This window comes from Pseudomonas sp. 22515, assembly GCF_052044625.1.
In the GTDB taxonomy this organism is placed as follows: Bacteria; Pseudomonadota; Gammaproteobacteria; order Pseudomonadales; family Pseudomonadaceae; genus Aquipseudomonas; species Aquipseudomonas alloputida.
The window spans coordinates 1-13,781 of record NZ_JBQENN010000052.1; the positions used below are offsets into that span (position 1 = coordinate 1).

Sequence of the window (13,781 nt, forward strand, 5' to 3'; positions counted from 1 at the left end):
CGGGCGTTGAGCGAGCTGTCCAGCCAATGGGCGCACAAGCTGATCGAACAGGGCGTCGGCCCGGAAAGCCTGGTGGGTATCGCCGCCGAGCGTTCGCTGGAAATGGTCGTTGGCCTGCTGGCGATCCTTAAAGCCGGCGCCGCCTATGTACCGCTGGACCCGGACTACCCGGCCGAGCGGCTGGCCTACATGTTCGAAGACAGCGGCATCGAACTGCTGCTGACCCAGGCGCACTTGCGCGAGCAGCTGCCGGCGTTTGCCGGGCAGGTCCTTTTGCTGGACCAGCCCGGCGAACTGGGCGGGTACTCGCGGCAGGTGCCGGCGTGCCGGCTGCACCCCGAGAACCTGGCCTACGTCATCTATACCTCCGGCTCGACCGGGCGGCCGAAAGGCGCCGGCAACCGCCACCTGGCGTTGTATAACCGGCTGGCGTGGATGCAGCAGGCGTATGCGCTGGACGGCGCCGACACGGTGTTGCAGAAAACCCCGTTCAGTTTTGACGTGTCGGTGTGGGAGTTCTTCTGGCCGCTGATGACCGGTGCACGGCTGGCCCTGGCGGCGCCGGGGGAGCATCGCGAGCCGGAGCGGCTGATCGACACCATCGAGCGCCACCAGGTCACCACTTTGCATTTCGTGCCGTCGATGCTGCAGGTGTTCGTCCGCGAGCCGGGCCTGCAGCGCTGCCACAGCGTGCGGCAGGTGATCTGCAGCGGCGAGGCGCTGGCGGTGGACACCCAGCAGCAGGTGTTCAGCCACCTGCCCGGTGCCCGCCTGCACAACCTGTACGGGCCGACCGAGGCAGCGATCGACGTCACCCACTGGACCTGTGTCGACGAAGGGCGTGACAGCGTGCCGATCGGCCAGCCGATCGCCAACCTGTACACGCACATCCTTGGCCCGGCGTTCGAAGCCCTGCCGCAGGTGGCCATGGGCGAGCTGATGCTCGGTGGCCAGGGCCTGGCGCGTGGTTACCATCGTCGCCCGTCGCTGACGGCCGAGCGTTTCGTGCCCGACCCGTTCGGCAGCCACGGCCAGCGGCTGTACCGCACCGGGGATTTGGCGCGCTACCGCGACAGCGGGGTGATCGAGTACTGCGGGCGCATCGACCATCAGGTGAAGGTGCGCGGGCTGCGTATCGAACTGGGTGAAATCGAGGCACGGGTGCTGGAGCACCCGCAGGTGCGCGAGGCGGTGGTGCTGGCCCAGGACAGCGGGCATGGCCAGCAGCTGGTGGCCTACGTACTGGCCGAGGAGCAGGGCATGGCAGTGGACGCCGCCGAACTGCGCGACAGCCTTCGCGAACAGCTCAAGGGCAGCCTGCCGGACTACATGGTGCCAACGCACATCCTGCAGGTGCAGGCCTGGCCGGTGACGGCCAACGGCAAGCTCGACCGCAAGGCTTTGCCCAAGCCCGACAACAGCGCCCTGCAGCAGGCCTACCGGGCGCCGCAAACCCCGCTCGAGCAGCACGTTGCGGGTATCTGGCAGGAGGTGCTCGGCCTTGAGCGGGTGGGCCTTGGCGACCACTTCTTCGAGCTGGGTGGTCACTCGTTGCTGGCGACCCAGGCGGTATCGCGGATGCGCAAGCTGCCGGGTGTGCAAGTGACGTTGCGTGACCTGTTCGATCACCCGGTGCTGGAGCGCCTGCTGGCAGCGCTCGGCGGCGCTGGCAAGGCTGCGACCGCGCACGGTGTCGAGCTATTGGCCCATGGAGAAAAAGCCACCGCACCGTTGTCGTTGATGCAGCGGCGCTTGTGGGTTGCCGAACAATTGTCCGGGGGCAGTGCTGCCTACGGCATGCCATTGGCCCTGCGCCTGCAAGGGCCGCTGCAGGTCGAGGTGTTGCGCAACAGCCTGAACGCGCTGGCGCAGCGACATGAAGTGTTGCGTACGGCCTACGTGCAGGACGACGAGGGTGATCCGCTGGCGCTGATTGCCGACCGGATCGAGGTGGATATCGCCCTCGACGACTGGTCCGGGTTCAGCCCGCAGGAGCAGCAACGGTGCATTGCCGAAGCCACCCTGGCCAACGCCAGCACACCGATTGCACTGGAGCATGCGCCATTGTTGCGCTGCCGTCTGGCACGCCTGACAGACCAGGAGCATGTGCTGTTCTTCGCCATGCACCACATCATCTCCGATGGCTGGTCGATGGGCGTGCTGGTCCGCGACCTGGTTGAAATCTACCGTCACAGCGCCCCAGGGCAGACCCACCTACTGGCGCCGTTACCGCTGCAGTATTCAGACTTTGCCTTGTGGCAGCAGGCCCTCGAGCAGGCGGGTGAGCTGCAGCGCCAGGCAAGCTACTGGCAACAGGCCTTGGCGGGCCATACCGGCCACCTTGAGCTGCCACTGGAACAGCCGCGCAGCGAGCAGGCCTCCCATGCCGGCGGTGCGGTGGACTTCAGCCTGTCGCCAGCATTGACCGATGCGCTTGGCCAGTTCGCGGCCAAGGCCGGGGTGACCCTGTACAGCACGCTGCTGGCGGCGTTCCAGTGGTTGATGCACCAGACCAGCGGTGCCCACGACGTACTGGTCGGGGCCGACACCGCAGGCCGCCAGCACAGCGAACTGGAAGGCCTGATCGGCTTCTTCGTCAATGTATTGCCGCTGCGTTCCAGGGTGAGCGATGGGCTGGCCTTCGGTGACTTCGTGCAGGGCACCCAGCGCACCTTGCTCGCGGCCCTGGAGCATCAGGACCTGCCGTTCGACATGATCGTCGAGGCCCATGGCGCCCCGCGGGTGCGCGGCATGAACCCGCTGGTGCAGGTGCTGTTCGTGATGAACAACCTGCCCGTACGCAGCGAAGCCCTGGCCGACATTACCGTGCAGGCGCTGCCCGCCCCGGCGCTGTATTCGAAGTTCGACATGGCCCTGTTCATCGAACAGGAGGCCGGGCAGCTCAGTGGCAACTGGCAGTTTGCGACAACGCTTTTCAGGCAAGAGCATATCCAGCGACTCGTCAGCGCATGGATCGCGATGCTCGAACAGATCGTCAGTGTTCAGGATATGAGGTGGCAAGCGATGAACGTTCCATTACAGGGTGGCGCCCTGGCTGGCAGCACACCGGTAAGCGCCCCGGCCAGCAAGGCCGACAAGCTGGGCAAATTCCTCAAGCGCTCTGCCGGTGCCACTGCAGCTGCATCGCCACGGGCAGCGGTGCGCGAGTCGCTGCTGGTACCAGGCCAGCTGTTCCCGTTGCTCGTCGAGCCTGGCGACGCATCGATCGACCTGATCGAGTGGGTGCGCAACAACCGGCCGCTGGTCGAGCGCAAGCTGGGCGAGCATGCGGGGATCCTGTTCCGCGGCTTTGCCCTGGAGGGTATCCAGGGGTTTGAAGCATTCGCCGAAGCTGTACAGCCGGGGCTTTACGGTCAATACGGTGACCTGCCGAAGAAGGAGGGGGGCAAGAACACCTACCGCTCCACGCCGTACCCGGAAACCAAAAAGATCTTGTTCCATAACGAGAGTGCGCACCAGGACAGCTGGCCGCGTAAGCAGATGTTCTATTGCGAGCAGCCTTCGCCGGTCGGCGGTGCCACGCCGGTGGTCGACTGCCGCCTGATGTACGAAAAGCTGCCGCAGGCACTGCGGCAAACCCTCGAGGACAAAGGGCTGCTGTATGTGCGCACGTTCGCCGACAAGCTCGACGTGCCATGGCAGCATTTCTTCCGCACCGATGACCGCGCCGAGGTCGAGGCCCGTTGCCGTGCCGCTGGCATCGAATGGCGCTGGCTGGACAACGACGAGTTGCAGACCCGCACCCGCTGCCCGGCAATCATCACGCACCCGATCACCGGCGCACGCTCGTTCTTCAACCAGGTGCAGTTGCACCACATCTATTGGCTGGAGCCCGATGCACGCGAAGACCTGCTGGCCATGTTCGGCCTGGAACGCATGCCACGGCATGTGTACTTCGGCGATGGTTCGCCGATCCCCGACCAGGACATGCAACTGATCGGCGAGCTGTATGAAGCCTGTGCCGTGCGGTTCCAATGGCAGAAAGGCGACGTGATCCTGGTCGACAACATGCTGGCGGCGCATGCCCGTGACCCGTACGAGGGGCCGCGCAAGATCGTCGTGGCGATGGGCGACATGTTCGACCGGGCCGCGCTGGAGGCGGCTGCGGCCATGCAGGTGATGGCGACCGAGGAGACCCAGGGATGAACAGTTACGTAGACCAGGCCGAGGACATCGGTTTTGCCCTGACCGTCGACCAGCAACACTGGCTCGATGCCTTGCCCGCTTGCCCGGACTGGTCACAGGCCGCGACGCTGCTGAAGATCAGCGTTCAGGGCCGGCCGGACCCGGCGCGCCTGAGCCAGGCGCTTGAGCGCTTGGTCGAGCGCCACCCGATATTGGCCGGGCGCCTGGGCACTGCCCCGGGATACCGCGGCATGCGTCAGTTCATCGGCGCCCGGCGGCCAGCCCTGACGCTGGCAGTGCAGGCCGAGGCAGGTGCGCCGGCACTGCTCGAGCCTTGGTTGCAGCAGCGCTTCGAAATCGACCAGCTGCCAGCCGCCCAGGCCTTGCTGGTACCGGCCGCCGATGCCGGGCAGTGGCATCTATGGCTGGGGGTGGCGGGCTTTGCCTGCGACGCGGCTGGCATGGCCATGCTGTACCGTGACCTGGCGGCGTTGTATGACATGCCAGCTGGGCCGGATGAAGACCTGCCTGAAGCCTTCGGGCAGTACCTGGAGTGGCGTGCCGAAGTGGCCCAGGATGAGGATGCAGCGGCAGCCCGTGGCTACTGGCAAGGGCACCTGATGCCAACGGAGCAGGGCATGAGCGCGCCTTGGCCAGCCTATCGCCAGGACCAGCCAGCGACGCATCAGGCACACCATCAGGTGAATCTGCCGCTGGCCTTGCAGGGGCAGTTGCAACGCCTGGCCGACGCCCGTCAGGCCAGCCTGGACACGCTGCTGCAGGCGGCCTGGTGGGCCTTGCTGGGCCGGCTTGGCGACAGCAACCGGTTGTTGGGCGCCTGGCAGCACGATGCGCGACAGGATTATGACTACTTCGCGAACAGTGCGGGGGCGTTCAGCAAGTTATTGCCGTTGTGCCTGCACTGGGCTGACGAAACCTGTTTCGGCGAGCACCTTGCAGCGCTCAGCGCCGCGCTGGAGCAGCATGTGGCGTGGCAGGAGTACTGGGTACCGGAATGGGTGCCCACAGCCGTGCCGACCGTGGCGTTTTCCACTACGCCGGCGCTCGCGCCGCAGGTTGCCGGCGGGCTGTGCTGGCAGGGCGAGCTACTGGCGCCACGCCTGCCGACGGGCATCGAGCTGCAGCTGCGCATTTGCCCAGCAGCGGGTGCTGACCAACCGATTACCGTGAGCCTGGATTACCTGGCCGGGCGCTACAGTGCCCGCGGCATGCAAGGCCTGCTGGAGCAGTACATTGAATTGCTGCGCAGCATCGTTCAGGCGCCGGACCGCCCGCTGCGGCAGTTGAACCTGCTGGGTGAAACCGAGCGCCAGCGCCTGCTGTCGATCAACCCCGCGCCGCAACCACTGGCCGCGACATCACTGGCGGCCCAGATCAGCCAGTGGGCAATCGACACCCCCGACGCGCTGGCGTTGGTCGCAGGTGACGCGGGCCTGAGTTACGCCCAACTGGAGTTGGCAGTGCAGCGCCTGGCGCTGGCGCTGCAGCAGGCTGGCGTGCAACCCGGGGCGGTGCTGGCACTGGCGCTGCCGCGTTCGCTGGACTGGGTCGTGGCGATGTTGGCCAGTTGGCGTGTCGGCGCAGCCTACCTGGCGCTGGAGCCGCACTGGCCCGTTGCCCGGCAGGTGCGCCTGATGACACAGGCCGGCGCCACGCAGGTGCTGGTCGAGCCGGCAGCGGTGGCCAGCCTGCGTGAGCAGGGCATAGCGGCGCTGAGCCTCGACAGCCTGTACCCGCTGGCGGTTGATACTGCACGGCTGCAACCGCACGCCGCCAGCGCCAGCGATGCCGCCTATGTCCTGTTCACCTCGGGCTCGACAGGCACCCCCAAAGGCGTGGTGGTCGAGCACCGGCAACTGCTGAACTACACCGCAGGCGTGTGCCACACGCTGGCGCTGGAGGGCTGTCGTCACTTCGCATTCGGCTCGACGGTGTCGGCCGACCTTGGCCATACCACGCTGTTCGCAGCCTTGTATGTGGGTGCGACACTGCACGTGGCCGCCGACGAGGTGATGAAGGATGCTGAACTGTTTGCTGCGTACCTCGAGCAGCAGGCAATCGACTGCCTGAAGATCGTACCGTCGCACCTGAGCGCGCTGCTGGAGTCGAAGGCACCGGCAGTACCGGCCACCGTCATCCTGGGGGGGGAAGCCCCGAGCGCGGCGTTGCTGCAGCGCCTGTTGCAGATACGTCCGGACTGCAAGCTGTTCAACCATTACGGCCCGACCGAAACCACGGTCGGGGTCATGGTGCACCCGGTTCGGGCGGTACCGACCGGCACCCTCGGGTTGTCGCAGGTGTTGCCCAACAACCAGGTCTATGTGCTGGATCAGCACTTGCAGTTGGCGGTCACCGGCGTGCTGGGCGAACTGTATGTCGGTGGGCAGCAGGTGTGTCGCGGCTACCTGCAAGACGTGCAAAGTGACCCGCCGGCGTTCGTCGAGAGCCCGTTCGTGGCGGGCGAGCGGCTTTACCGCACCGGCGACCTGGCCCGCTATCGCCCGGACGGTGCTATCGAGCTGCAAGGCCGGCGCGACCATCAGGTGAAGATACGCGGCTTCCGCATCGAGCTGGCGGAGATCGAGGCACAGCTGTCGGGTGCACCGCAGGTGGTCGAGGCGGCGGTGTTGTGTGATGGAGAAGCGCTGAGCGCGTATGTCAGCTTGCGCGACGAGGCCACGGCGGCTGCCCTGGACGCGGTCCGCGAGTACCTTGCACGGCAACTGCCGGCGGTGATGCTGCCGCGCACCCTGCAGGCATTGCCGCGGTTGCCGCGCCTGGGCAACGGCAAGCTCGACCGGCAAGCGTTGCGGCAGGTGGGCAAGGAACCTGCGGCGGGTCTGCTGGCCCCGCGTGATGCACTGGAAACCGTGATTGCGCAGCGCATGGCGCAACTGCTGGGGCTGGAGCAAGTGGGCATCGAGCAGGACTTTTTTGCACTGGGCGGGCATTCGCTGCTGGTCATCAAGCTGGCGGCAGGTATTCGCAAGTTGCTGCAGTGCGACATCAATCCAGGCGTCATCTTCGACCACGCTACGGTTGCCACCCTTGCCCAGGCGCTGCGCGAGCGCGAAGCCAACCCTGGCCAGTTGCTCAAGCTGGCCCAGGCCCGTCTGCGGCTCGACAGCATGAGCCCTGAAGAAAAAGCCCGGCTGCTGGAAAAGAGCCGCTGAGCCTCACCACGCCCAGGGGCGGGCAACCCGCCCCTGGGGTCATTTGCATTGCCTCCCCCGTACTGCCGTGCCGATTGCGTGGAAGGATGCCGGCGAGATACTAATGCAAAAAATTCTCATTCTGGATTTTCCAGGGTGATGCGTCTTATGTAGGAGCGCGCTGAAAGCCACACGTGGCAAGCCGTTTTGACTTGCGTGTCAGGCGTCTGTCGCGGGATCTGTCCGGGGGAGGATGGGCAGCTCGGCCGTTTGGGGGCCGTTGGCGGGCGCGGGACGATTTCATTACACGATATAAATAGAGAAATACCATGCCAGCAGGATTTTTCGAGTTCAAACCATTGGTCAAGGCGCTTTGCATGTCCCGCTCGATCAGCGCCCGCTCATCCCGGGCGTTGCTCGGCAAAGGGGTGCTGGGCGCCGCATTGATGCTGCCCATGGCCGCCCAGGTCTGGGCTCAGGGGGTCAACTTCGACATCGCTGCCCAGTCGCTGCCCAACGCCCTGCGTGCGCTTGGCGAGCAGGCCGATGTGCAGTTCATCTACAACGCCTCGGAAATGGCCGACCTGCGTGGCAATGAAGTGCGTGGCAGCTACACCGTCGACGCGGCAGTGGCCAAGCTGTTGCGCGGCTTGCCGGTCAGCTACAGCCTGGAGGGCGATACCCTGACCCTGGTGCGGCGTGAGCGGCCAGCGTCCTCGGCGCTGGAACTGGGCACCACCAGCATCACGGGCAACACGTTGGGCGTGACCACCGAAGGCAGCAACTCGTATACCACCGGTGGCGTCACCATCGGCAAGAGCGAACACAAGCTCAAGGACATTCCGCAGAGCGTGTCGGTGATGACCCGCAAGCGCATGGATGACCAGAACATCACCGACTTGCCGACGCTGTTGGCCAACGCGCCGGGCATGACCTTCGCCAAAAGCCCGGGTACCGGCGGCTTCATCACCTCGCGCGGTTTTGAAATCGATTCGCTGCAGTACGATGGCGTGCCCATGACCCGTGGCATCTACGCGCTGGGCAGCTACCTGACGGAACCGACGGCATTCTATGACCGTGTCGAACTGCTGCGTGGCGGCGCTGCGCTGCTGCAGGGGGCCAACAGCCCCGGTGGCGCGATCAACTTCGTGCGCAAGCGCGGCCAGGCCAAGCCGACAGTCACCCTGACCGCCCAGGCCGGTTCCTGGGACCACTATGCCACCCAGGTTGACGTTGGCGGCCCGCTGAACGAGGCGGGCAACATCCGTGGGCGTGCCGTGGTCGACTACGATACGCGCAACTCGTTCATCGACTATGTGGGCGGCTGGGAGCAGAAGGTCTACGGTGCGCTGGACTTCGACCTGTCTGAAGACACCACCCTCGGTGTCGGCATCAGCGATCGCAAGACGCGTTTCACGCCCATGGTCGCCGGTTTGCCGCGCTTCAGTGATGGCCGGGACGTAGGCTTGTCGCGCTCGACCTTCACCGGCTCCGACTGGAACCGCGGCATGACCGAGCAGCTGGCGTTGTATGTCGACCTCGAGCACCGCTTCAACGACCACTGGAAGTTCAAGACCGCGGCGGTGGCGATCAACGAGCGCAACGAAATGACCTACGCCTACGTGGTAGCGCCGACCGGCCTGGCCAACGATGGGTCTGGGTTGTTCGACTGGCGCTATGCCACCGATTTCAACTCCCACAGCCGCGGCCTGGACATGTTCGTCGATGGCGACTTCAACGGTTTTGGCTTCGACCAGGAAGTGGTCTTCGGCGGTAACTACTCACGCTTCACCAGCGACAACACCATGGCGGTGGTGCGCAGCGCGGGGGCGAACATTTTCGATCTCGACAACCACTTGCCCTTCGAGAACTACGACAGCCTGGCGGCCCGTGGCACGCGTACCGACAGCCAGTACAAGATCGTGCAGAAAGGTATCTACGGTACCTGGCGCGTCAAGCTGACCGACCCGCTGACCTTGATCCTGGGCGGGCGTACCAGCTGGTACTCCTATGATTACGATTCCCAGGTCTATCAGGCCGGCGTCCATCAATACGACAGCCCGGCCTCCAAGGCCAACAACGGTGTTGTCACCCCCTACGCGGGCCTGGTTTACGAATTGACGCCGCAATGGTCGGCCTACGCCAGCTATGCCGACGTCTTCATCCCGCAGAGTGCCATTGGCGTGGGTGGTTCCACGATCGAGCCGATCACAGGTAGCAACTACGAGCTGGGCTTGAAGGGCGAGCTCAACGACGGCCAGGTCAATACCAGCGTCGCGCTGTTCCGCTATGACCATGAAAACCGCGCGGTGCCGATTCTGAACACCGAATCGTTGTGTGGCGGCTCCAACTGCGCGGCAGCGTCTGGCAAAGTGCGTAGCCAAGGCCTTGAAGCCGAGATCAACGGTGAGGTGCTGCCAGGCCTGCAAGCGTCGGCCAGTTACGTCTACAACACCACCAAGTACCTCAAGGACAACACGAACGAGGGCAAGATCTTCTCCACCTGGACGCCGAAACACTCGGTGAAGGTGTGGACGGACTACACCCTGCCTGGTGACTTCAGCCGCTTCAGTGTCGGCGGCGGTTTCAACAGCCAGAGCAGCACCGTTGCCTACGACCGCAAATTCGATTCGCCCGGCTTCACCATCTGGAATGCGCGCCTTGGTTACAAGGTCAGCGATGAAGTCAGCCTGGCGGTCAACTTCAACAACATCTTCGACAAGGTGTACTACATCCCGTCGTATGCTGCGGTCAGTGCCAACAACTACTACGGCGACCCTCGCAACTTCATGTTCTCGGTCAAATACACCCCACAGTTCTGAACCTGGGGCCACGCAGGCCATCTTGGCGGGTACCCCGCCCAGATGGCCTGCGCCAGGTCACAGCTCCCGCGCTACACGAAAGCCCAGGAAGTCGCCACGTACCGTGCGTTCGCGATCATTGCGATTGCCCGAACGCGAGAAGATCGGCGCTTCACCCCAGTCATTCCCGCGCATGTGCGCCGCCTGGCAAAGCCCGCCGTCGGCCTCCATCCAGGCACTGCCATCGCTGGGCGCGCCGACGTAGTCCTTGTGGTAGCAGTCGGCGACCCATTCATACACGTTACCGTGCATGTCATAGACGCCAAAGGCATTGGGCGGGTAGCTGCCTACCGGTGAGGTGTAGCTGTAGCCGTCCTTGGGGCCGTAGGTATTGGCGTGCTTGCTGATCTGGTAGTCGCCTTCTTCATCGAACGGGAACGGGAACGGCCCGGTGGAGCCGGCCCGTGCCGCGTACTCGCGTTCGGCCTCGCTGAGCATGCGGTAAGTGTGGCCGGTCTTTTTGCTCAGCCACTGCGCATAGGCCTGCACATCGTAGTAATCGACGCACACTGCCGGCTGGCGCGGCCCTTGCGGGTAGCGAGGCTTGCTGGCCTGGCACAGGCGCCCTGGGCGTTTGTCACCGTCCTTGATGACCACGCCGGTTTCCTTGATATAGGCATCCAGCTCGCCGGCGGTGACCTGGAAGCGGCTGATGGCGAAGGGTTTGGCGAAGGTCACGGTATGTTGCGGGCCTTCGTCGGGCTGCTTGCCCGGTTCGTCATCCGGCGTGCCCATGACGAAACTGCCCGCAGGCAGCACGACCATTTCCGGGCAGCCGGCCTTGCAATCCTGGAAGACCTCGCCCGGGGTCTTGCTGGCAGCCTGGGCGAGTAGCGGGCAGGCCGCCATGGCCAGGGCAAGGGCCAGGCCGGTGACGGTGTAGGGGGCGCACTTCATGGCGAACGTTTCCTTTTTGGCAGGTGTGACGGGGTATTCAGGGTGCCGGGCAGCTACGGCCGAACGCCTCGATGAACGAGTCGATCAGGGGCTGCTCCAGCATCATGGTTTCGTGTGGGTAGGGTGAGTGCAGCGAAACGTCCAGCTCACCCCCTGCGCAGAACTGGCGGATGACCTGCTCGGCGGCGTGAATGTGTGCTGCGCTCTTGTGCACCTGCGACCACCAGCAACTGGGCTTGACCCTGAGCGGAGTGAGGGTGAAATCGGCGAAGCTCGCTTCCAGCTGATCGTGGATGTCGAACGCCTGGGCATTCATGATCTGGGCCTTGGCACTGGCCAGCACGCCCTGGACATCGCTGCCAGCGTCAGCCAGGTGCGCCGTGGCCCACTGGTAGAACGCCTTGACGTCCTGAGTAGGGTTGGCGTGCAGCTGCTCGGCGGCGGCCTGTTTGGCCTGCGGGAACAACAGGCCGAACAGCTCGACGGTGTCTTGCAGCTCGCGCTGGCCCGGCGTATCGCTGTGGCGGGCTGGGCGAGGGGTGTGAGGGGGGAACGCGGCGCGGCTCAACTGCGCCTCGGGCAGGGTGCTGTCGACCAGCCCCAGGAATGCGACTTCGCAGCCGGCCTGTTCCAGCTGCCGGGCGATGTCCCAGGCAATGCTGCCGCCCAGGGACCAGCCCATCAGGCGGTATGGCCCGGACGGTTGTGCCTGGCGGATCTGTGCGGTGTAGTCGGTGATCATCGCTTGCCAGCCCTGCCGTTCGGCCGGCGCCGGGCTGCCGCCCCGGTGCTGCACGCCGTAGACGCAAGCCTGCGGTTCCAGGCACCTGGCCAGCGGCTGATAGCTGAAGACCATGCCGCCGCTGGGGTGGATACAGAACAATGCAGGCAGCGGTGTGGCCGGGCGGTTGAGGGGCACGATGCACGGGCTCGCACAGGCATGCTCACGGCCCAGATGTGCAGCCAACAGGTCGATGCGGGGGTAGGCGAGCAGGTCCTGGATACGCACTGCCAGGCCCAGTGCCTGCTTGATGCTGGCCAGCAGCTGGATGGCCAGCAACGAGTGGCCACCCAGTTCGAAGAAGTGATCGTCGCGGCTGATACGTTCGACGTTGAGCGCGGTTTGCCACAACGTGGCCAAGGCCTGTTCCAGCGCGCCCTGGGGAGCGTTGTAGGCTTGCTGCAGCAGGCTGGCATCGGCCTTGGGCAAGGCCTTGCGGTCGAGCTTGCCGTTGGCTGTCAGCGGCCACCGGTCGAGCAGCAGCAGGTGCGCCGGGACCATGTAGTCCGGCAGCGCTTCCTTCAGCTGTTCGCGCAGCTGCGCGCGCAGCCCGGCCTGCTGCTCCAGCGCTACCTCGGCAGCGGGGATCAGGTAGGCCACCAGCTGCTGGCCGGTCGCGCCTTCCTGGGCCAGCACCAGGGCATCGCGCACCTGCGGCTGGGCCTGCAGGCGGGCTTCGATTTCCCCCAGCTCGATGCGGAAGCCGCGGATCTTCACCTGGTGGTCGATGCGCCCGGCGTATTCGATCACCCCGTCGGCGTGGTAGCGCGCCAGGTCACCGGTGCGGTACAGGCGCCCGCCAGGGGCACCGAACGGGTCCGGCACGAAGCGCGTGGCGCTCAGGTCGCTGCGCTTGAGGTAGCCGCGCGCCAGGCCGGCGCGGCCCACGTACAGCTCGCCGATGCAGCCTTTGGCTACCGGGTTCAGGTCGCCGTCGAGCACATACCAGGACAGGTCGGGGATCGGCACGCCCATCGGGCTGCTGGCCGCCTTGCCCAGGTCGGCCCGCGACAGCGGCCGGTAGCTGACATGCACGGTGGTTTCGGTGATGCCGTACATGTTCACCAGCTGCGGCTGGCGGTCGCCGAAGCGTTCGAACCACGGTGCCAGGCTGTTGACGTCCAGCGCCTCGCCCCCGAACACCACGCTGCGCAATGCCAGTGGCCGCTGCGGCTCAGCCGTGGTGGCCACCGCCATCAGTTGCTTGAACGCCGACGGGGTCTGGTTCAGCACCGTGACCTGCTCATCGGCCAGCAACTGGTAGAAGGCCTCGGGTGAGCGGCTGGTGTGCTGCGGCACGATCACCAGGCGCCCGCCGTACAGCAGGGCGCCGAAGATTTCCCACACCGAGAAGTCGAAGGCATAGGAGTGGAACAGGCTCCACACGTCGTCGCTGCCGAAGCGGAAGTCGGCGTCGGTGGCCGTGAACAGGCGCAGCACGTTGCGCTGCGGCAGCAGCACGCCCTTGGGCTTGCCGGTGGAACCGGAGGTGTAGATCACGTAGGCGAGGTTGTCCGGGCTGACCGTGACCGGCGAGCAGGCCAGCGGGTCGGCCTGGGTACTGTCATCGCTGCTTTCCAGGCTGAGCACGCGCACGCCTGCCGGCACCGGCAGGCTGGCCAGCACCTGGGGCTGGGCCAGCACGCGCTGCAGGCCGCTGTCTTCGATCATGTAGGCCAAACGGTCGGCCGGGTAGGCCGGGTCCAGCGGCACGTAGGCACCGCCAGCCTTGAGGATGGCGAAGATGCCAACGACCATGTCCAGCGAGCGCTCGGCAGCCAGGCCGACCAGTACGTCAGGCCCGACCCCGTCGTCGACCAGGCGCCGAGCCAGGGCGTTGGCACGCTGGTTGAGCTGGGCATAGCTCAGGGCCTGGCCCTCGCAGGTGACGGCGATGGCATCGGGGGTGCGCTGCACCTGGGC

At 65.6% G+C, this 13,781-nt stretch carries 5 protein-coding genes; 3 read left to right on the forward strand and 2 right to left on the reverse strand.

Going from position 1 to position 13,781, the window contains the following annotated elements:
• The 3 genes from ACTJJN_RS26495 to ACTJJN_RS26505 form a co-directional block, all read left to right on the forward strand.
• Window positions 1-4,167, forward strand: a 4,167-nt coding sequence (locus ACTJJN_RS26495; protein WP_440781762.1) for an amino acid adenylation domain-containing protein, incomplete at its 5' end; no start/stop codon positions are given.
• Complete coding sequence (locus ACTJJN_RS26500; protein WP_440781763.1) at window positions 4,164-7,340, forward strand: non-ribosomal peptide synthetase; 3,177 nt, start codon at window positions 4,164-4,166, stop codon at window positions 7,338-7,340. The genes ACTJJN_RS26495 and ACTJJN_RS26500, both read left to right, overlap by 4 nt.
• Before the next feature lie 308 nt (window positions 7,341-7,648).
• A complete protein-coding gene (locus tag ACTJJN_RS26505) occupies window positions 7,649-10,141 on the forward strand; it encodes a TonB-dependent siderophore receptor (protein ID WP_012051731.1) in 2,493 nt (830 codons plus the stop codon).
• Window positions 10,142-10,198: 57 nt separating this feature from the next.
• Here the strand turns inward: ACTJJN_RS26505 and pvdO are convergent, their stop codons facing one another.
• Window positions 10,199-11,077, reverse strand: a complete 879-nt coding sequence (pvdO, locus tag ACTJJN_RS26510; RefSeq protein ID WP_003255995.1) for a dihydropyoverdine dehydrogenase — start codon at window positions 11,075-11,077, stop codon at window positions 10,199-10,201.
• Window positions 11,078-11,114: 37 nt separating this feature from the next.
• Window positions 11,115-13,781 (reverse strand): amino acid adenylation domain-containing protein (locus ACTJJN_RS26515; protein ID WP_440781765.1); only part of this gene is annotated, 2,667 nt, incomplete at its 5' end.